This is a genomic window from Leclercia sp. TB492 (genome assembly GCF_049974505.2).
Lineage (GTDB): Bacteria > Pseudomonadota > Gammaproteobacteria > Enterobacterales > Enterobacteriaceae > Enterobacter > Enterobacter adecarboxylatus_C.
In genome coordinates, this window is the sequence record NZ_CM127572.1 from 2,803,796 (window position 1) to 2,823,344 (window position 19,549).

The 19,549-nt window shown below is 56.9% G+C and carries 19 protein-coding genes, 1 pseudogene and 1 riboswitch; of the genes and pseudogenes, 10 read left to right on the forward strand and 10 right to left on the reverse strand.

The genetic code is table 11. From position 1 onward, the window contains the following. Positions 1–35: 35 nt before the first annotated feature. Both tsaB and ACP4QI_RS13270 read right to left on the reverse strand, forming a co-directional pair. Positions 36–731: a tRNA (adenosine(37)-N6)-threonylcarbamoyltransferase complex dimerization subunit type 1 TsaB gene (gene tsaB / locus ACP4QI_RS13265; protein WP_142489927.1), complete on the reverse strand. Its 696-nt coding sequence runs from the start codon at positions 729–731 to the stop codon at positions 36–38. 66 nt (positions 732–797) lie between these two features. Then, positions 798–2,708 carry an ATP-dependent DNA helicase gene (locus ACP4QI_RS13270; protein WP_426495329.1) on the reverse strand — a complete coding sequence of 637 codons (1,911 nt, stop codon included), beginning with the start codon at positions 2,706–2,708 and terminating at the stop codon, positions 798–800. A 127-nt stretch (positions 2,709–2,835) separates the two neighbouring features. Between ACP4QI_RS13270 and ACP4QI_RS13275 the strand changes: the two genes are divergently transcribed. After that, positions 2,836–3,180 carry a RidA family protein gene (locus ACP4QI_RS13275; protein ID WP_142489929.1) on the forward strand — a complete coding sequence of 115 codons (345 nt, stop codon included), beginning with the start codon at positions 2,836–2,838 and terminating at the stop codon, positions 3,178–3,180. A 5-nt stretch (positions 3,181–3,185) separates the two neighbouring features. Here ACP4QI_RS13275 and ACP4QI_RS13280 read toward each other — a convergent pair whose 3' ends face one another. Next, the gene (locus ACP4QI_RS13280; protein ID WP_142489930.1) at positions 3,186–3,371 is read right to left on the reverse strand and encodes a YoaH family protein; all 186 of its coding nucleotides are present in this window, start codon (positions 3,369–3,371) and stop codon (positions 3,186–3,188) included. Between the two features lie 61 nt (positions 3,372–3,432). Here ACP4QI_RS13280 and pabB point away from each other — a divergent pair, with 61 nt between their 5' ends. The 4 genes from pabB (at position 3,433) to ACP4QI_RS13300 (ending at position 8,668) form a co-directional block, all read left to right on the forward strand. After that, positions 3,433–4,785, forward strand: coding sequence for an aminodeoxychorismate synthase component 1 (gene pabB, locus ACP4QI_RS13285; RefSeq protein WP_285127994.1), 1,353 nt, complete (start codon positions 3,433–3,435; stop codon positions 4,783–4,785). A 3-nt stretch (positions 4,786–4,788) separates the two neighbouring features. Continuing rightward, positions 4,789–5,367, forward strand: coding sequence for a CoA pyrophosphatase (locus ACP4QI_RS13290; RefSeq protein WP_142489932.1), 579 nt, complete (start codon positions 4,789–4,791; stop codon positions 5,365–5,367). 183 nt (positions 5,368–5,550) lie between these two features. Further along, on the forward strand, positions 5,551–6,915 hold the full coding sequence (gene sdaA / locus ACP4QI_RS13295; RefSeq protein WP_142489933.1) for an L-serine ammonia-lyase: 1,365 nt from the start codon (positions 5,551–5,553) through the stop codon (positions 6,913–6,915). Between the two features lie 160 nt (positions 6,916–7,075). Then, positions 7,076–8,668: an EAL domain-containing protein gene (locus tag ACP4QI_RS13300; RefSeq protein WP_142489934.1), complete on the forward strand. Its 1,593-nt coding sequence runs from the start codon at positions 7,076–7,078 to the stop codon at positions 8,666–8,668. On the opposite strand, the gene yoaE is transcribed toward ACP4QI_RS13300, so the two are convergent. Continuing rightward, a complete protein-coding gene (yoaE, locus tag ACP4QI_RS13305) occupies positions 8,669–10,228 on the reverse strand; it encodes a CNNM family cation transport protein YoaE (protein WP_142489935.1) in 1,560 nt (519 codons plus the stop codon). It lies immediately after the preceding gene. After that, positions 10,216–10,374 (reverse strand): protein YoaL, encoded by a 159-nt coding sequence (locus tag ACP4QI_RS13310; protein ID WP_374049295.1) that lies wholly within the window; start codon positions 10,372–10,374, stop codon positions 10,216–10,218. The genes yoaE and ACP4QI_RS13310 overlap by 13 nt, the downstream gene beginning before the upstream one ends. Positions 10,375–10,691: 317 nt before the next feature. Here ACP4QI_RS13310 and manX point away from each other — a divergent pair, with 317 nt between their 5' ends. From manX to mntP, 5 genes are all read left to right on the forward strand, one after another. Further along, the gene (gene manX / locus ACP4QI_RS13315; protein ID WP_142489936.1) at positions 10,692–11,663 is read left to right on the forward strand and encodes a PTS mannose transporter subunit IIAB; all 972 of its coding nucleotides are present in this window, start codon (positions 10,692–10,694) and stop codon (positions 11,661–11,663) included. 47 nt (positions 11,664–11,710) lie between these two features. Next, positions 11,711–12,508, forward strand: a complete 798-nt coding sequence (locus ACP4QI_RS13320) for a PTS mannose/fructose/sorbose transporter subunit IIC (protein ID WP_142489937.1) — start codon at positions 11,711–11,713, stop codon at positions 12,506–12,508. Between the two features lie 12 nt (positions 12,509–12,520). Then, positions 12,521–13,372: a PTS mannose transporter subunit IID gene (locus ACP4QI_RS13325; protein WP_039030789.1), complete on the forward strand. Its 852-nt coding sequence runs from the start codon at positions 12,521–12,523 to the stop codon at positions 13,370–13,372. 57 nt (positions 13,373–13,429) lie between these two features. After that, complete coding sequence (locus ACP4QI_RS13330; RefSeq protein ID WP_156264034.1) at positions 13,430–13,888, forward strand: DUF986 family protein; 459 nt, start codon at positions 13,430–13,432, stop codon at positions 13,886–13,888. Positions 13,889–14,085: 197 nt separating this feature from the next. After that, a riboswitch (yybP-ykoY riboswitch) is annotated at positions 14,086–14,276 on the forward strand. A gap of 1 nt (position 14,277) precedes the next feature. Continuing rightward, positions 14,278–14,841 carry a manganese efflux pump MntP gene (gene mntP, locus ACP4QI_RS13335; RefSeq protein WP_426495388.1) on the forward strand — a complete coding sequence of 188 codons (564 nt, stop codon included), beginning with the start codon at positions 14,278–14,280 and terminating at the stop codon, positions 14,839–14,841. Here the strand turns inward: mntP and rlmA are convergent. The 5 genes and pseudogenes from rlmA to ACP4QI_RS13360 all read right to left on the reverse strand — a co-directional run bounded on the left by rlmA (position 14,838) and on the right by ACP4QI_RS13360 (position 19,537). Then, positions 14,838–15,653, reverse strand: coding sequence for a 23S rRNA (guanine(745)-N(1))-methyltransferase (gene rlmA / locus ACP4QI_RS13340; RefSeq protein WP_426495328.1), 816 nt, complete (start codon positions 15,651–15,653; stop codon positions 14,838–14,840). The two genes, mntP and rlmA, sit on opposite strands and share 4 nt — an antisense overlap. Positions 15,654–15,716: 63 nt before the next feature. Then, positions 15,717–17,435 (reverse strand): peptidoglycan glycosyltransferase FtsI, encoded by a 1,719-nt coding sequence (gene ftsI / locus ACP4QI_RS13345; RefSeq protein WP_426495327.1) that lies wholly within the window; start codon positions 17,433–17,435, stop codon positions 15,717–15,719. A 217-nt stretch (positions 17,436–17,652) separates the two neighbouring features. Further along, a complete protein-coding gene (gene cspE / locus ACP4QI_RS13350) occupies positions 17,653–17,862 on the reverse strand; it encodes a transcription antiterminator/RNA stability regulator CspE (RefSeq protein ID WP_001062678.1) in 210 nt (69 codons plus the stop codon). Positions 17,863–17,874: 12 nt separating this feature from the next. Further along, positions 17,875–18,019 (reverse strand): annotated as a pseudogene (locus tag ACP4QI_RS13355) (DUF2627 domain-containing protein). 528 nt (positions 18,020–18,547) lie between these two features. Then, positions 18,548–19,537, reverse strand: a complete 990-nt coding sequence (locus ACP4QI_RS13360; RefSeq protein ID WP_426495326.1) for an MBL fold metallo-hydrolase — start codon at positions 19,535–19,537, stop codon at positions 18,548–18,550. Positions 19,538–19,549: the final 12 nt, after the last annotated feature.

Genomic DNA, 19,549 nt, shown 5'->3' on the forward strand with positions numbered 1-19,549 from the left:
TGCGACTCCTTTTTCTCAGGCTCTGATACTGAGATTCACTCCCGGCCCGGAAGTTTCTTCCACGCTACGGTGTTTCGCAAATAAACCGGCTCGGCCTTCTCGACCGCCACGGTGTTTCCTGCGGCCAGCAGCTGACGGGCGATAGGCAGCATATCTTCGGCGGCAGGCAGTAGCACCTTGCCGTCCACCAGGGTCAGACCGCTGTCGTTTGCCATCGCAGGCCACGCCGGCCAGCCGGTCCCGACGGTCGCCCACTCACCGGAAAGCTGCTTCATGCGCTCGCCTGCCGCTTCCGGCGTGAGCACGGCTTCGCTCTCTTCACCGTGCCAGACGCCCTGCTCATCGCGGGTGTACTCCGCCCAGTAGACTTCGCCCATCCGGGCGTCAATGGCGGCCAGCACGCGGGTGGCACCGGTGTTGCGCCAGGCACCCTCAGCCATGGTGGCGAGGGTCGAAACGCCAATCATCGGCAGTTCGGCGCCCAGCGCCAGCCCCTGAGCAATGCCAATACCGATGCGCACGCCGGTAAAGCTGCCGGGGCCGCGGCCATAAGCCAGAGCATCGAGGTTATTCAGGGAGGTGTTGCCCTCGGTGAGGATCATCTTCACCAAAGGCAGGATACGTTGGGTATGTTCCCGGGGGCACTCTTCGAAATGAGCACAGAGTTTACCGTCGTTCCACAGGGCAACAGAGCAGGCCTCTGTGGCGGTATCAATAGCCAGAATTCGCATGTGTTGTCGCGCTCTCGCAAGGGTCAGTCACAAAAAGGCGCGCATTTTAACACACCCGTCAGCAAATTACTCCGACTGAGACGCCGCCAGGAAGCGCACCGCGCGATCGATATCCCGGGTGCGTGGTGCCGGCGGCAGGCTGGCGATAAAGGTGGCCCCGTACGGACGCATCACCAGACGGTTATCGCAGATCACCAGCACCCCGCGATCGTCCACGTCACGGATCAGACGGCCCACGCCCTGTTTGAGGGTGATGACCGCGTCAGGGAGCTGCACCTCGTCGAAGGGATCCCCACCGCGCAGGCGGCAATCTTCCATCCGCGCCTTCAGCAGCGGATCGTCCGGCGAAGTGAAGGGCAGCTTGTCGATGATCACCAGCGACAGGGCGTCGCCGCGCACGTCCACCCCTTCCCAGAAGCTGCTGGTCGCCACCAGCAGGGCATTCCCCGCGGTGACAAACTGCTGCAGAAGCTGGCCTTTGCTGGTTTCACCCTGCAACAGCACCGGCAGGGTCATGGTGGCGCGGAACTGCTCCGCCAGATCGCGCATCATGGCGTGGGAGGTGCAGAGCATAAAGCAGCGGCCGTTGTTGGCCTCGATCATCGGCTTGAGCATGGCCGCCAGATGACGGGCGGCGCCGGGCTGATTGGGCAGCGGCAGATTACGCGGGACGCAGAGCAGCGCCTGGGTGGCATAATCAAACGGGCTCGGCAACAGCAGGGATTTGGCATCTGCGATACCAAGACGTTCGGTGAAGTGGTGCAGATCGTCGTTTACCGACAGCGTGGCGGAGGTAAAAATCCAGCTGCCCGGCTTCTGCGCCATCACTTCCTGGAACTTATCGGCCACGGTGAGCGGCGTCAGCGCGAGGGTAAAATGGCGCGAGTTGCATTCGTACCAGTAGCTGTAGCCTGGCTGGTTAAACGCCTTCAGCCGTTTCAGGCGGGCGCGGTACAGGGTGGCGCGCTCGAAGGCGGCATCCAGCAGCGCCGAGCGCCCCAGGGAGAGCTTCGCCACGTCGTAGCAGAGCTCAAGGGCATCATCGAGCAGCAGCAGCGCGCGCTGGATATGCTGATCGGCAAGCAGTTCGCGCAGATTGCCGCGATAGCCTGGCTCCCCGAGCTGCATGCGGAAATCCTGCGTGCTTTGCGCCAGTCGGTCGGCGCACTTCTGCAGCTGCTGGGTATCTTTCAGTTCAGTGCGGTAAGCGATGGTAAAATCTTTCGCCAGGTCCAGCAGCTGACGGCTGGAGAGGGACTGGCCGAAGTACTGGCTGGCGATATCCGGGAGCTGATGGGCTTCATCGAAGATCAGGACGTCGGCCTCGGGGATCAGCTCGCCAAAGCCGCTCTCTTTCACCACCATATCCGCCAGGAACAGGTGGTGGTTGACCACCACTACGTCGGCATCCATCGCCGTTTTACGCGCTTTGACCACGAAACAGTCTTTGTACAGCGGGCAGTCGCTGCCGAGGCAGTTGTCGTTAGTGCTGGTGACCAGCGGCCAGGCGGCGGAGTCTTCGGCCACGCTGGCGCAGGTGCTGATATCCCCGTCGAGGGTCTGGTTGGCCCAGCTGCGCAGGATGATCACGTCGCTGAGGGTCTGTACCGGCAGATCGCCCCCCGCCAGCACCTGCTGTTCGAGACGTTCAATACAGAGGTAGTTGGAGCGCCCTTTCAGCAGGGCCAGACGGCCTTTATATTTCAGGGCCTTAGCTACGGTGGGCAGATCGCGGCTGTAGAGCTGATCCTGCAACGCCTTTGAGCCGGTGGAGATGATCACTTTCTTTTTGGCGCGCAGCGCGGGCGCGAGGTAGGCATAGGTTTTACCGGTGCCGGTACCCGCTTCCACCACCAGCGGCTGGGCGCTGTCGATCGCATCGGCCACCGCGTGCGCCATCTGACGCTGCGGCTCGCGCGGCTTAAAGCCGGGAATTGCCTTTGCTAACTGTCCGTCTGCTGCGAAATCGTCTGCCACTCTGCCCCCTGTATTTTTGCACAGGGGATTATGTCAGGCCGCTCGCCCTGGCGCCAGTCGAGAGTGACGCAGGCAAAACAATATGGCAGTCTTGCCTGCTGAAACAGACACTCACGAGGAAACGTATATGACAATTGTGCGCATTGATGCCGAAGCCCGCTGGTCAGATGTAGTGATCCACAACCAGACCCTGTACTACACCGGCGTACCGGCGAATCTCGACGCCGACGCGTATGAGCAGACCGCCAATACCCTGGCGCAGATCGACGCGGTGCTGGAAAAACAGGGCAGCGACAAGTCCCGCATTCTGGATGCGACTATCTTCCTGGCTAATAAAGACGATTTTGCGGCGATGAACAAAGCCTGGGATGAGTGGGTGGTGGCAGGTCACGCGCCTGTACGCTGCACGGTACAGGCGGCGCTGATGAAACCGCAGTATAAGGTTGAAATTAAGATTATCGCCGCGGTGTAAGGGCGTTACTCTTCTTCATCCTCATCTTCAAAACGCGCCACGATCCGCTCGCCGGTATGGGTGGCGCGCAGCTCTTCTGCCACCTGGGAAATAGCCTGTCCGCTGCTCATCCCCTGGGACATCAGCTCCTGAATACGCTCGACGGCCTTTTGCTGCTGGTCGTGGCTCAGTGAAGGTAAACCTGCAAACATCGTCAACTCCTGCTAAATTATCAGCGCTAATTATTTCACGCTGCCCGGTAGTCTACCACCCATGAACCCGTTATCCCCCACTGTTTTGACATTACCCTGGCGTCCTGACGCCGCAGAATTCTGGTTTGCGCCAATAAGCCATCTGCCGTGGGCGATGCTGCTGCACTCCGGTCATGCGGATCATCCTTACAGCCGCTTTGACATTCTGGTGGCCGACCCGCGCACCACGCTGGTGACCCACGGGGTGGATACGCTGATCGACGGGGTTCACTCTGACGCCTGCCCGCTGAGTCTGCTTCAGCAGGCCATTGATGAGATGGGCCTGCCCTGCACGCCGGACCCGGACCTGCCCTTCCAGGGCGGCGCGCTGGGGTTGTTCGGCTACGACCTCGGCCGCCGCTTTGAGCAGCTGCCGGAACGGGCCGGGCGCGATATCACCCTGGCGGACATGGCCGTGGGTCTTTACGACTGGGCGATCCTGGTCGATCATCACCGCCAGCAGGTGTCGCTGGTCTGTCATGGCGATGCTGAAGCCCGCCTGGCGTGGCTTGAATCGCAACGCGCGCCCGCGAATGTGCCCGCGTTCCGGCTGACCTCCGGCTGGCAGGCCAATATGACCGCGGCGGAGTATCATGAAAAATTCGATCGTGTGCAGGCGTTTCTGCACAGCGGCGACTGCTATCAGGTCAATCTGGCCCAGCGTTTCCAGGCCCGCTATGAAGGGGACGAATGGCAGGCCTTTACCCGACTGAATGCGAGCAACCGCGCTCCGTTCAGCGCCTTTTTGCGCCTCGACGAGGGGGCGATCCTCAGCCTGTCGCCGGAGCGTTTTATCCATCTGGCGGATGGCACTATCCAGACCCGCCCGATCAAAGGCACCCTGCCACGCCTCGCGGATGCGGATGCCGATCGCCAGCAGGCGGAGAAGCTCGCCGCCTCGCCGAAAGACAGAGCCGAAAACCTGATGATTGTCGATCTGATGCGCAACGACATTGGCCGGGTAGCGGAGCCGGGGAGCGTGCGGGTGCCGGAGCTGTTCGTGGTTGAGCCTTTCCCGGCCGTGCATCACCTGGTGAGCACCATTACCGCCCGGCTGCCGCCAGCGCAGACCGCGTGCGATCTGCTGCGCGCCGCCTTCCCGGGCGGCTCGATCACCGGCGCGCCAAAAGTGCGGGCAATGGAGATCATCGACGAGCTGGAGCCCCATCGTCGTAACGCCTGGTGCGGCAGCATCGGCTATCTCAGCCTGTGCGGCGGCATGGACACCAGCATCACTATTCGCACCCTGACGGCGGTGGCCGGGCAGATCTACTGTTCCGCAGGCGGCGGGATCGTGGCTGACAGCCAGGCCGCGGCGGAATATCAGGAAACCTTTGATAAAGTGAATCGTATTCTGCAACAACTGGAGCGCTAACTGGTGAATACCCACGACCTGACCCTCGACAATTTTTTATCGCGTTTTCAGCTTCTGCGCCCGCAGGTGAACAGCACGTCGCTGAACCAGCGTCAGGCGGCGGTATTGATCCCGGTGGTGCGCCGGGAGCAGCCGGGCCTGCTGTTGACCCGGCGCTCGGCGAAGCTGCGCAAGCATGCCGGTCAGGTGGCCTTTCCCGGCGGCGCGGTGGACAGCACCGACGCCTCGTTAATTGCCGCCGCCCTGCGTGAAGCCGAGGAAGAGGTGGCTATCCCGCCGCACAAGGTCGAGGTGATTGGCGTCCTGCCGCCGGTAGACAGCGTGACCGGTTTTCAGGTGACCCCGGTAGTGGGCATTATCCCGCCGGATCTGCACTATCACGCCAGCGAAGACGAAGTGGAGTCGGTGTTCGAAATGCCGCTGGCGGAAGCCCTGCGTCTGGGCCGTTATCATCCACTCGATATTCATCGTCGTGGCCACGATCATCGGGTGTGGTTATCCTGGTATGAGCATTATTTTGTCTGGGGCATGACGGCAGGAATTATTCGTGAGCTGGCGCTGCAGATCGGCCTGAAACCTTGACTATACTTTACATTCGCCCTTTTTTTGTACCTTTGCGATCCGCCTCCCGCTATTAGTTTATCCCGCCTCAGGCATTAGTTTAATTCATGTGAATAGTTGAGCTGACGGCGGGCTTCCCTCTTACACTATGCGAAGTTATTACATCGTTACTGGAAACCCGGTAACCCTGTCAGGAGTGTTAAAGTGATTAGTATATTCGACATGTTCAAAGTGGGGATTGGTCCCTCTTCTTCCCACACTGTAGGGCCGATGAAGGCCGGTAAACAGTTCGTCGATGACCTGGTCGAAAAAGGATTACTGGACAGCATTACCCGCGTGGCCGTGGACGTTTACGGTTCACTGTCGTTAACGGGTAAAGGCCACCACACCGATATCGCCATTATTATGGGTCTGGCTGGAAATATGCCGGACACCGTAGATATTGACGCCATTCCGGCGTTTATCCGCGACGTGGAAACGCGCGGTCGTCTGCTGCTGGCGAATGGCCGGCAGGAAGTGGACTTCCCACAGGACGACGGCATGCGTTTTCGCAGCGACAACCTCTCGTTGCATGAAAATGGGATGCAGATCCACGCCTTCAGCGGCGACAAAGTGGTCTACAGCAAAACCTATTACTCCATCGGCGGCGGCTTTATTGTCGACGAAGAGCATTTCGGCCAGGACGCGACGGGCGACGTGAACGTGCCTTACCCGTTCAAGTCAGCGAAAGAGATGCTGGATTACTGCCACGAGACCGGCCTGTCCCTCTCCGGCATGGTGATGCAGAACGAACTGGCGCTGCACAGCAAGAAAGAGATTGAAGACTATTTTGCTAACGTCTGGCAGACCATGCGCGCCTGTATCGATCGCGGCATCAATACCGAAGGCGTGTTGCCGGGCCCGCTGCGCGTACCGCGTCGCGCCTCTGCCCTGCGCCGGATGCTGGTCACCACCGACAAATATTCCAACGATCCGATGAACGTCATCGACTGGGTGAACATGTTTGCCCTGGCGGTAAACGAAGAGAACGCCGCCGGTGGCCGCGTGGTAACGGCTCCCACCAACGGTGCCTGCGGTATCGTTCCGGCGGTACTGGCCTACTACGATCACTTTATCGAATCGGTGAGCCCGGATATCTATATTCGCTACTTCCTCGCCGCGGGCGCGGTGGGCGCGCTCTATAAGATGAACGCCTCCATCTCCGGTGCAGAAGTGGGATGTCAGGGTGAAGTGGGCGTGGCCTGCTCAATGGCGGCGGCCGGTCTGGCAGAGCTGCTGGGCGCCAGCCCGGAACAGGTGTGCGTGGCTGCGGAGATTGGCATGGAGCATAACCTCGGTCTGACCTGCGACCCGGTTGCAGGCCAGGTACAGGTACCTTGTATCGAACGTAACGCCATTGCTTCGGTGAAAGCGATCAACGCCTCGCGGATGGCGATGCGCCGCACCAGCGAACCGCGCGTTTCGCTGGATAAGGTGATCGAAACCATGTATGAAACCGGCAAAGACATGAACGCCAAATACCGTGAGACCTCCCGCGGCGGCCTGGCCATCAAGGTGCAGTGCGACTAATCCTCTGACGGCGCCACTGCGACTTTTGTCTTTCATACCTCCTTCGCCCATCTGATACGGATGGGCGAATTTTATGCACTTTTCTCGTTACCTGAAATAATGCCCACTACACTACCTGAGTTGCCACGGGCATCCGCGTGGCTCTTCGGGTGGCCGTGGCATGCAAACAGCTCACAGGATAATTAAAAATTATCGCCGCAAACGGATCATCGTCTGCCTGGTGCTGTCACTTTCCACTCTTGTTTGCACGCTAATTATCGGCTTTATTTCGCAGCGCAATTTAAATCAGCAGTCTACCGCCGCCTTCGTATCGCATGCTGTCGAGACGCTGGATAAGATCCTCCAGCCGCTGGAGACCGGGCGCGACGTGGTACAGCCGCTGATCGGCCTGCCCTGCGTGGAGGTTAATTTCTTATTGCGCAAACAGGCCGCTTCCCTGCAAACCGTACGCTCGATTGGCCTGATTAAGGACGGTATCCTCTACTGCTCCAGCATGTTCGGTAACCGCGACATTCCCATCAGCCAGCTCCAGCCCCGGCTGCCCGCGTCTCAGCCTTTATTGCTTCTCACCTCCGACCACGCCCTGCTGAAAGGCAGCCCGGTGCTTATCCAGTGGTATCCGGTGCCCGGCCAGAGCGACGACGGGGTGATGGAGATTGTGAATATCGATCTCATTGCCAGGCTACTTCTGGAGCCCCAGCTGCCGATCATCAACGACGTTAATCTTAGCGTGGGCGGTAAACATCTGAACCATGAGCGCCAGCTCTCAGACGCGCTGGTATTTGACAGTGACGAAACGGTGTATCAGCAGGCCTCCGGCAATTTCCCGTTCACCATTACCGTTAACGGCCCTGGCCCGACGGATCTGGCGCTGAAAAACCTCCCGTCGCAGCTGCCGCTGGCGGTGATATTCACCATGCTGGTGGGCTATATCGCCTGGCTTGCCACCGCCAGTCGCATGAGCTTCACCCGGGAGATTAATTACGGGCTTGCTGCCGGGGAGTTTGAGCTGTTTTGCCAGCCGCTGATCGATGCCAAAAAACAGGATTGCGTCGGGGTTGAGATCCTTCTGCGCTGGAATAATCCGCGGCAGGGATGGATCGCCCCGGATATTTTTATCCCGCTGGCGGAGGAGCATAACCTGATTGTCCCCCTGACCCGCTACGTGCTGATCGAAACCGTCAGCCAGCTGGCAATATTTCCGCCCGCGCCGGGATTTCATATTGGCATCAACGTGGCGGCCAAACATTTTCGCGACGGGGTGCTTCTCCACGATCTGAATCACGTCTGGTTCAGCGCCGCCCCCCCGCAGCAGCTGGTGATAGAGCTCACCGAGCGCGATACCCTGCTGGAGATGGATTACAACATCGTGGAGGCACTGCATCAGAAAGGGGTCAAGCTGGCGATCGATGATTTCGGCACCGGCAACAGCTCGCTGTCGTGGCTGGAGAAACTCAATCCGGAAGTGTTGAAAATTGATAAATCCTTCACCGCCGCGATTGGCACCGATGCCGTTAACTCGACGGTGACGGATATTATTATTGCCCTGGCCCAGCGTCTGAACATTGAGCTGGTGGCCGAAGGGGTGGAAACCTGCGACCAGGCGAAGCATCTTCGCCTGCACGGTGTCGAAATTCTGCAGGGGTTCCTGTATGCGCGGCCCATGCCGCTGCGGGATTTCCCGCAGTGGCTGGCGGAGAGTTCACCTCCGCCACCCCCTCACAGCGGGAACATGATGCCGTCACTACCCTGATTACTCTTCTTCGTCGTGGGCAGACTGCTCTTTAACAATACGCACCAGGTCAACGCGGTAATCATTGGCGGTCACGATCGTGATCTTCAGCGGCGGTAATTCAAGCACATCACCGCTACGCGGGATCTGACCGTTAACGGCGATCACCAGACCGGCTACCGTCGCGATATCATCGTCGTGATTGGTCAGATGTTCCAGACCGAGCGTATGTTGCAGCGCATGCAGGTCGGTGGTGCCTTTTACCAGCCAGCCGTCACCATCATTGATGATTTCCGGCGTTTCGTCGGCATCCGGGAACTCACCGGCAATGGCTTCCAGTACGTCCAGCGGCGTCACCAGGCCCTGCACCACGCCAAACTCGTTGGTCACGATAACAAAGCTACCCCGGGCACGGCGCAGCACGCCAAGCAGGTTGATCGGGTCGAGGGTTTCCGGCACCACGATGGCAGGCGACGCAGCAGCGATAGCTTCCACATTGGCACCCTCTTCCAGCGCCACCAGCATCTCTTTGGCACGCACAATGCCGATGATCTCATCCAGCTCACCGCGACAGACCGGGAACAGGCTGTGCGGGGAGGAGAGCAGCTGCTGGCGGATTTCTTCCACGCTCAGGCTGGCATCGACCCAGCTGATCTCGCCGCGCGGGGTCATGATCCCGCGCAGGGAGCGCGAGGCCAGCGACAGCACGCCGTTGATCATATAACGCTCTTCTTCCACAAAGGCACCTTCGGGTACCGGCACCGGAGCATGGTTGTCGCTGTCCTGCTGCGCTTTGGCTTCACGACGGCCGCCCATCAGACGCAGAATCGCATCAGCGGTACGGGCACGTAGCGGCTGGTTCGACTGCTGGCGAATAAAGTTGCGGCGGGCAATCTGGTTAAACATCTCTATAATGATCGAGAAACCAATTGCAGCGTACAGATAGCCTTTCGGAATATGGAAGCCGAAACCTTCTGCCACCAGGCTCAGACCAATCATCAGCAGGAAGCTCAGACAGAGCACCACCACGGTCGGATGCTGGTTGACGAATCGTGTCAACGGCTTCGAGGCGAGCAACATCACCGCCATCGCAATGACCACGGCGGCCATCATCACCGGCAGATGGTTCACCATGCCGACAGCGGTAATCACCGCGTCGAGGGAGAAGACGGCGTCCAGCACCACAATTTGCAGAACCACCACCCAGAAGCTGGCGTAGCCTTTACCGTGTCCGTCGTCATGCTGGCGATTTTCCAGCCGTTCATGGAGTTCGGTTGTGGCCTTGAAGAGCAGGAATATACCCCCCAGCAGCATGATCAGGTCACGCCCTGAGAAGGTGAAATCGAATGCGGTGAACAGCGGTTGCGTCAGCGTCACCATCCAGGAGATGACCGACAGCAGCGCAAGACGCATGATCAGCGCCAGTGAGAGGCCGATTAGGCGTGCTTTATCCCGTTGTTTAGGCGGAAGTTTGTCCGCAAGGATGGCAATAAACACCAGGTTATCGATGCCGAGTACGATCTCAAGCACCACCAGCGTGAGCAATCCCACCCAGATCTGCGGGTCCATTAAGAATTCCATGACAAGCTCCTGCTAAAGGAATGGCAAAACGGCGCCGCGATAGATTCGGGCGAAGCGGTAAAAGGCGTAAACAGTGAGTGGCGCGAATCGCCGGTAAGGCTGGCCAGAATTGGCCGGGTGTGTGACTGGCGTCGGTGACGGTCCATACAGTGGGCTGCTGCCCAATACTCCTGACAAGTAAACGGACGCTAAACATATCAGAGACATGGGCTTTATGGCAAAGATTTACTTTCCTTTGCAAACAGATGTTTCAGCGCTTTTTTTGATCACAGAAATATCTCATTGGCTTAGGCTAAATTACGGATCTTCATCACATAAATTATTTTTTCACTGTCTAAAATAAATCGCGTAAGACTGAGTGAGTTGAACTCTAACCCTTATCTGAATCGATTCGTTCTTTCGAAGAAGATCACTAATGTCCTGACGCGTTTTGGGCATTAACGATAATAAAAGGAGGTAGCAAGTGACTATTGCTATTGTTATAGGCACACATGGTTGGGCTGCAGAGCAGTTACTTAAAACCGCAGAAATGCTTTTAGGCGAACAGGAAAACGTCGGCTGGATCGATTTCGTTCCCGGTGAAAACGCCGAGACACTGATAGAGAAATACACGGCTCAACTGTCCAGACTGGACACCAGCAGCGGCGTATTGTTCCTTGTTGACACATGGGGTGGCAGCCCGTTTAACGCCGCCAGCCGCATTGTGGTCGATAAAGAGCAGCATGAGGTGGTCGCCGGGGTCAATATTCCGATGCTGGTTGAAACCCTGATGGCACGCGACGACAACCCGAGCTTTGACGAGCTGGTTGCGTTGGCGGTTGAAACCGGTCGCGAAGGCGTGAAAGCGCTGAAAGCGAAACCGGTCGAAGTCGCGAAACCCGCGCCGGTTGCCGCAGCCGCTGCTAAACCCGCCGCCCCGCTTAAGCCTATGGGCCCGAACGATTACATGCAGATTGGCCTTGCCCGTATCGACGACCGTCTGATCCATGGTCAGGTCGCGACGCGCTGGACCAAAGAAACCAACGTCCAGCGCATCATCGTGGTCAGCGATGAAGTGGCCGCCGATACGGTCCGTAAAACCCTCCTTACCCAGGTGGCCCCACCGGGCGTAACCGCCCACGTGGTAGACGTCGCCAAAATGATCCGCGTTTATAACAACCCAAAATATGCGGGCGAACGCATCATGCTGCTGTTTACCAATCCGACAGACGTGGAACGCGTTGTCGAAGGCGGCGTGAACATCAAGTCCGTCAACATTGGGGGTATGGCGTTCCGCCAGGGTAAAACTCAGGTGAACAACGCGATTTCAGTCGATGAGAAGGATATTGAAGCCTTTAACAAGCTGAATGCACGCGGCATTGAACTGGAGGCCCGTAAGGTTTCCACCGACCAGAAACTGAAAATGATGGATTTGATCGGCAAAGTCGGGAAATAACCCCGCGCTGATTTTTCACATAAAGCTTATGTCATAGGAGAAGTACAATGGAGATTACCACTCTTCAGATTGTGCTGGTGTTCATCGTCGCTTGTATAGCGGGTATGGAATCCGTACTTGATGAATTTCAGTTTCACCGTCCGCTGGTTGCCTGTACGTTAATCGGCGCCGTTCTCGGGGATATGAAAACCGGTATCATCATCGGTGGTACCCTGGAAATGATCGCCCTCGGCTGGATGAACATCGGTGCTGCGGTTGCACCGGATGCGGCGCTCGCCTCCATTATCTCTACCGTGCTGGTTATCGCCGGCCATCAAAATATCGGTGCCGGTATCGCGCTGGCTATCCCGCTGGCGGCTGCGGGCCAGGTTCTGACCATTATCGTGCGTACCATTACCGTTGCCTTCCAGCATGCGGCTGATAAGGCGGCGGAGAATGGCAACCTGACGGCGCTATCGTGGCTCCACGTCTCGTCCCTGTTCCTGCAGGCGATGCGTATTGCTATCCCGGCGGTTATCGTGGCAATTTCTGTCGGCACCAGCGAAGTCCAGAGCATGCTGAACGCCATTCCAGAGGTCGTTACCGGTGGTCTGAACATCGCCGGCGGCATGATCGTGGTGGTTGGTTATGCGATGGTCATTAACATGATGCGCGCAGGCTACCTGATGCCGTTCTTCTACCTCGGCTTTGTTACCGCGGCATTTACCAACTTCAACCTGGTAGCACTGGGCGTGATTGGTGCGGTCATGGCTATCCTCTACATCCAGCTGAGCCCGAAATATAACCGCGTAGCCGGTGGTGCACAGGTTGCTGGTAATAACGATCTCGATAACGAACTGGACTAGCAGGTGAGCGACATGGTTGATATGACTAAAACTACCCCTCAGAAAAAACTGACTCCAGGGGATATTCGTGGCGTGTTCATCCGTTCAAACCTGTTCCAGGGTTCATGGAACTTCGAACGTATGCAGGCGCTGGGCTTCTGCTTCTCAATGGTACCGGCGATCAAACGTCTGTACCCGGAAAATAACGAAGCGCGTCGCCAGGCGATTAAGCGTCACCTGGAATTCTTCAACACCCACCCTTACGTTGCGGCCCCGGTACTGGGCGTTACGCTGGCGATGGAGGAGCAGCGTGCGAACGGTGCCGAAATCGACGATGGCGCTATTAACGGTATCAAAGTCGGTCTGATGGGACCGCTGGCAGGTGTCGGTGACCCGATCTTCTGGGGTACTGTGCGTCCGGTCTTCGCGGCGCTGGGTGCAGGTATCGCCATGAGCGGCAGCCTGCTCGGTCCTCTGCTGTTCTTTATCCTGTTTAACGTGGTGCGTCTGGCGACCCGTTACTACGGCGTCGCTTACGGCTACCGTAAGGGCGTGGATATCGTTCAGGATATGGGCGGCGGCTTCCTGCAGAAACTGACTGAGGGGGCGTCAATCCTCGGCCTGTTTGTGATGGGGGCGCTGGTAAACAAGTGGACGCACGTCAACATCCCGCTGGTGGTGTCAACCATCACCGGCCAGGATGGTCAGACTCGCGTAACCACCGTGCAAACCATCCTTGACCAGCTGATGCCGGGCCTGGTGCCGCTGCTGTTGACCTTCGCCTGTATGTGGCTGCTGCGTAAGAAAGTGAATGCGCTGTGGATTATCGTCGGCTTCTTCGTTATCGGTATCGTGGGTTACGCTATCGGTCTGCTGGGTCTGTAAGTTTTTACTGAATACACCGGGGGCATGTATGCCCCCGTTTTTTTATCCGGAGGATGAATGACGGTCACGGACATCGTACTGGTTGTCTTTATTGTTGCCCTTCTGGCGTATGCCATCTACGACGAATTGATCATGCCGCGCCGCAACGGCCCTACCTTGCTCACTATCCCCCTGCTGCGTCGCGGTCGCGTCGATGCCGTGATCTTCGCCGGCCTGCTGATGATCCTGATTTATAACAACGTCATGAGCCAGGGTGCGTTATTAACCACATGGTTATTATGTGCCCTGGCATTAATGGCGTTTTATCTGTTCTGGATGCGGGTGCCAAAAATAATCTTCAAATCCAGTGGATTCTTTTTCGCCAATGTCTGGATAGAATATAACCGTATTAAAGAGATGAATTTATCGGAAGACGGCGTATTGGTGATGCAACTGGAACAGCGACGCCTGCTTATCCGGGTGAAGAATATTGACGACCTGGAGAAGATATACAAATTACTCGTTAAAACTCAGTAAGATAAAATAATAGCACTGGCTATATTTTGACAAAAAAATTATCCTGTCATATAGCCAAAGCTATATTTTCTGGGTGAATACACGCCATATTATTAACGTTATTTTCACATCAAAATCTAAATGAAAATCGTTATCAACCAGCCGGGAGAATAATACTTTCCGGTTGTTGTTTTAACTTCTCAAAATATGTTAAGGTTGCGCCCGTCGTTGGGGAGTAGCCGATTTCCGGTATGCCGGAAATGTACGTGTCAACATACTCGTTGCAAAACGTGGCACGTACGGATTGTTTCTGCGTCAGGCAGACCAATCAGGCGAGACCATAGACGCATCAACTGCTGTTTACTGGGGGCAGTGATGTGTCATATGGATATCCCGGTCTGGACGCGCTGATGAACCTCTCTGCAACACTTCTTCTGGCCTTTGGTATGTCTATGGATGCATTTGCTGCTTCCATGGGAAAAGGCGCCACGCTCCAAAAACCTAAATTCTCTGAAGCCCTGCGTACCGGTCTGATCTTTGGTGCTATCGAAACCCTGACGCCGCTAATTGGCTGGGGTCTGGGGATGCTCGCCAGCCAGTTCGTGCTGGAGTGGAATCACTGGATCGCCTTTATCCTGCTGACTTTCCTCGGCGGACGTATGGTTATTGAAGGCATTCGTAATGACGTTGATGAAGATGAGCCCGTTCACCGCCACGGCTTCTGGCTGCTGGTGACCACGGCGATCGCCACCAGCCTTGATGCGATGGCCGTCGGCGTGGGGCTGGCGTTCCTGCAGGTGAACATTATCGCTACCGCGCTGGCGATTGGCTGCGCGACCTTAATCATGTCCACCCTGGGGATGATGATCGGCCGGTTTATCGGCCCGCTGTTAGGGAAACGCGCCGAGATCCTCGGCGGTATTGTGTTAATCGGTATCGGCGCTCAAATTATGTGGAGCCACTTCGCCGGTTAAGCGACGCGCTGCCAGCAGTGGATGCTAAAATCTGTCTGGCAGCTGAATAGTGCCTGTTTTGCCAGCGTCTCCCACACCTCCGGTTTTGCCCGCCACGCAAAAGGCGTCATCTGCAACAGCGCCACCGCTTCTGTTCCGCTCAGGGACATATTATAGGCCAGGGACTGCTCCTCCCGGAGCGCAAAGCCTGCCAGCTGCTCCGAATGCGGGGCATGCAGCAGAACCTCGCTGTAAATCAGCCCCTTCAGCTCCATCAGGTGACGCGGACCTGGCGTGACGGTGATAACCCAGCCTCCCTCTTTCACCACTCGGGCCAACTCTTCGCCTTTGCAGGGAGCGTAGATGCGGATCACCGCATCCATGCTGCTCTCTTCAAACGGCAGACGGTGGCTGGACGCCACGCAAAAGGTCACCTGCGAATAGCGTTTGGCTGCGGCACGGATGGCGGATTTAGAGACATCCAGCCCAAAGGTTGCGGCGCCCTTTTTCTGGGCAGTATCGGCAAAGGCGGCGGTGTAATATCCTTCTCCACAGCCGATATCGAGGATCGATGTCGCCCCTTCAGGCAATAACGCTGCCAGCTTACCGGCGACCTCGTCGCGCAGGGGCTGATAATGGCCGGCATCGAGAAAGGCTCTGCGGGCCTGCATCATCTCCGCACTGTCGCCCGGATCCCGGGAACGCTTATGCTGCACCGGGAGCAGATTGACATAGCCCTCTTTCGCCATATCGTACCGATGCCCCTGCGGGCAGGCGTAACTTTTATCCGTGTGCGCCAGAGGCGCGTGGCAAAGAGGACAGCAGAATGTCATGGTAACTCCGGGCAATCATAAAGGGCGAAAGTGTACCGCTAATCGCCCCGCTATAAAACGGCCTTAACGCATTACGATGAGATGGCTGGAATCGGCCGGTAAGCCATCCGGCTTGATGTTTTCGATACGCAGCACGTCACCCATAATCTGGCTGAACACCGGTGCCGAGACCGCCCCGCCGTAGTAGGCCCCATTTTGCGGATCGTTGATCACCACCGCGAGGGCAAACACCGGACGGCTGGCCGGCGCGACGCCGGCGGTATAGGCCACATATTTATCAACATAGTTGCCGCCGTCATCGATTTTCTTCGCGGTGCCGGTTTTCACTGCCACCCGGTAATCACGTACCGCCGCTTTGACCCCGCCGCCGCCGGGCAGCGCCACGCTCTCCATCATATGCTCTACCTCCTGCACAATCGGAGCGGGCATCACCTGGGTGCCGATGACCGGCGGGTCAATGCGGGTGATAGAGAGCGGACGCTCCAGACCATAGCTGCCAATGGTGGCGTAGACGTGAGCCAGCTGAAGCGGAGTGACCATCAGGCCATAGCCAAACGCAAAGGTAGCGCGATCGAGCTGGCTCCAGAATTTACGCTCGGGCAGCAGGCCGCTGCTCTCCCCGGTTAACCCGAGGCCGGTGGAGCGGCCAAAGCCAAACCCGTGATAGGTATCCAGCAGCCGCTGGATCGGCATCGCCAGCGAGAGGCGGGACACGCCGGTGTCGCTCGATTTTTGCAGGATGCCGGTCAGCGTCAGCTCCGGGTAGTAACCGACGTCGCGAATGCGGTGCCCGGCCAGGGTGTAGGGATGGGTGTCGATGACGCTGTCCGGCTGCACCAGCCCTTGCTGCAGCGCGGTCATCAACACCAGCGGCTTGACGGTAGAGCCCGGCTCAAAGGTATCGCTGATAGCGCGATTACGAAAATCATTCAGCGTGGCGCCGTCACGGTTATTGGGATTGAAGTCCGGGAAGCTGGCCATCGCCAGAATCTCGCCGGTCTGAATGTTGATCAGCACCGCGGCCCCCGACTCCGCTTTGTTCCATGCCACAGCGTTGTCCAGCGCATCTTCCGTAATAGTCTGTAGCCGCTCATCAATGCTCAGCTGGATATTGTGCGCCGGCACGGGCGGGACCTCGGTAATATTCTCAATCACATGCCCGTAGCGATCTTCGCGCACTCGGCGCAGGCCGGGTTTGCCGGTGAGCTGCGCATTAAAGCTTTTCTCGATCCCTTCGATGCCCTGCCCGTCAATATTGGTAAAGCCAATCAGGTTAGCCGCCACGTGTCCGGCCGGGTAAAAACGTCGTGACTCATCCCGCAGGCTGATACCCGGTAGATGGAGTTTGTCGATCCACTGGGCCTGAGCGGGATCGACCTGGCGGGCCAGATAGATAAAACGCCCCTGCGGATTACTGTTGATCCGCGCGGCAAGGTTGGTGAGCGACAGATGCAGGGCGCTGGCTAACGCCTGCCAGCGATCGTCAAACCCGACACCGCCTTTCGCCAGCACCGTTTTCGGATCGGCCCACACCGCCTGCACCGGCACGCTCACCGCCAGCGGCCGCCCTTCCCTGTCGACAATCATCCCTCGCGGGGCGTTAATAGCCACCTCACGCAGCGAGCGCATATCCTCCTGCTTGACCAGCGGATCCGGTTTTACAATCTGCAGCCAGGCGACGCGCCCCAGCAGGAAAACCAGGCTGCCAAGAATGGCCAGGCAGAGAAGGGCAAAACGTAACGGGGTGAAGTTTGCTGCGGGATTGACGGGTTTCTTTTTCACCAGGGCTCCAGGGCTGAATAACAACGCCCTGATTTAACGGCAAATTTGCACCCTGAGGGGGAAAACAATGCTAATACTCTCGCAGCTTTGCAACAAATTGCAAACAGAGACGCAGGTGGTAACACTTTGAAAAAAATGCATTAAAAAGCCCCGCATACGCGAGGCTTTATCTCTGCAACTGAAACGTCGGAACGCTTCAGATTAGGCAGGGGTTCGATCAGATAGCGGTTACGTTAACAGCAGCCGGACCTTTCTGGCCGTCCTGAATTTCGAACTCAACGTTCTGGCCTTCAGCCAGAGTTTTGAAGCCGTTACCCTGGATTGCAGAGAAGTGTACGAACACATCTTTGCTGCCGTCAGCAGGAGTAATGAAACCAAAACCTTTAGACTCGTTGAACCACTTAACTTGACCTTTAATCTTTGCCATTTGCAAAATTCCTTAGAATGTTTTCTTAGCCCGCGGGCATTCACTGAGATAAAACTGAGACATTACTGCATGAGGCACTAATATAAGGTTCGGCAGAGAAGCGGTATTCAACGACAACGTGTTTACTCAGGACTTCTTTACTGAAAATGCCACACATAAACAGAACTGTACCTCGTTTGACCCAAACCGTGTTATCACACACAACTTAAATAATGGCAAGCCATTTTTAAACGTGTCTCGATCAGCCGCACAAATTCAGGGACTGATTTGCCACAATCTGCACAGTAATGCACTTACGTGTATACATAGCCCGTCTGTTGCTCGATCAGTAACCGTCAGGGTAGACGCTGTTATCAAAGACTTTTTTAACTTAGACCAAGAACTTCATATCGTCCAGCAAGCGTGGCCGATTTCGTGCGGCGGTTATTTCCTTTAGAACAATTGGTAAGAAGTTATGCTGATTTAAGCGTAACGGCAGGCATTTGTTTCCTTGAAAAAAAAACACTTCGGGTCGCTTCGCTTGTTTAACTTATATACACCGCAACGCTGATTGTTGCCATGCACCAAAATAATGATATTTTTATGAACCTGCATCAAAAAAAGGCAATCAAAACGTTTCGATTAAAATAAAATATGACATGCGTCGGTTTAATACGGAATAAGTGCTAACTGAACAGAGAATAGTTTATATGGATAAATATTGACCAATGCGTAGAGACTGAAAGTTAGCCACCGGCAGCGATAAATCATTCAGGGCCAAAGAGAGTTCTTTTACAGGCTCATCCAGCGATTCATCGGCCAGCTCAAACACCCCCCAGTGGATCGGGATCGCCGTCGGCATCCCCAGTTGTTGCCAGAGCGCTACCGCCGCCTGCGGATCCATATGATGAACAGACATGAACCAACGTGGTGCATACGCGCCAACGGGTATCGCAATGGTATCCAGTTTTCCCAGCCGCTGCTGAATGGTCAGTAACTCCGGCGTATAGCCGGTATCGCCACTGAACCAGAAGCGCTGGTTTTGCCCCTCAAAGACCCAGCCACACCAGAGCGAGCGGTTGCGATCCCACAGGGTGCGCATACTCCAGTGCTGCGCCGGGACGGCGGTGAACCCCAACCCTTCGAAGGTATAGCTTTGCCACCAGTCCAGCTCGACGACCTGCTTTGCCCCACGCCGGCGGCACCACTCCCCCAGGCCTAACGGCACGAAAATGGTCAGCTGCGGAAAACGCCGCAGAAGCTGGCGGAAGGTGGCGGAATCCAGATGATCAAAGTGGTTATGGGAAATGACCAGTGCATTAAGGGGTGGAAGCGCCGCGACGCTCATCACCGGGGGCGTTTTTCTGATCGGCCCGGCAAAGGGTACCGGGGAGGCGCGACGGGAAAACGCCGGATCGGTGAGAATGTATTTCCCGTTCAGGCGCAGCAGCAGGCTGGCATGTCCCAGCCACCAGACGCCGTCTTCTTCAAGGGTATTGAGTGTGACAGGTTGCCACCACTGGCGGATAAACTGGTCGTAGCCCTGTTCGGGCGGTTTCGGCAGACCGGCGGCCTTTCGTTCTTTCTGCCAGCGTTCGACATCGCCGGGTTGGTGCTCAGCTCCATCGGTGTTGCGAAAACCCTGCGGGGTATGATGCGCGAGGGAGGCGTTATACCAGGGATTGCTCCAGGCCATACTCACCTCCCC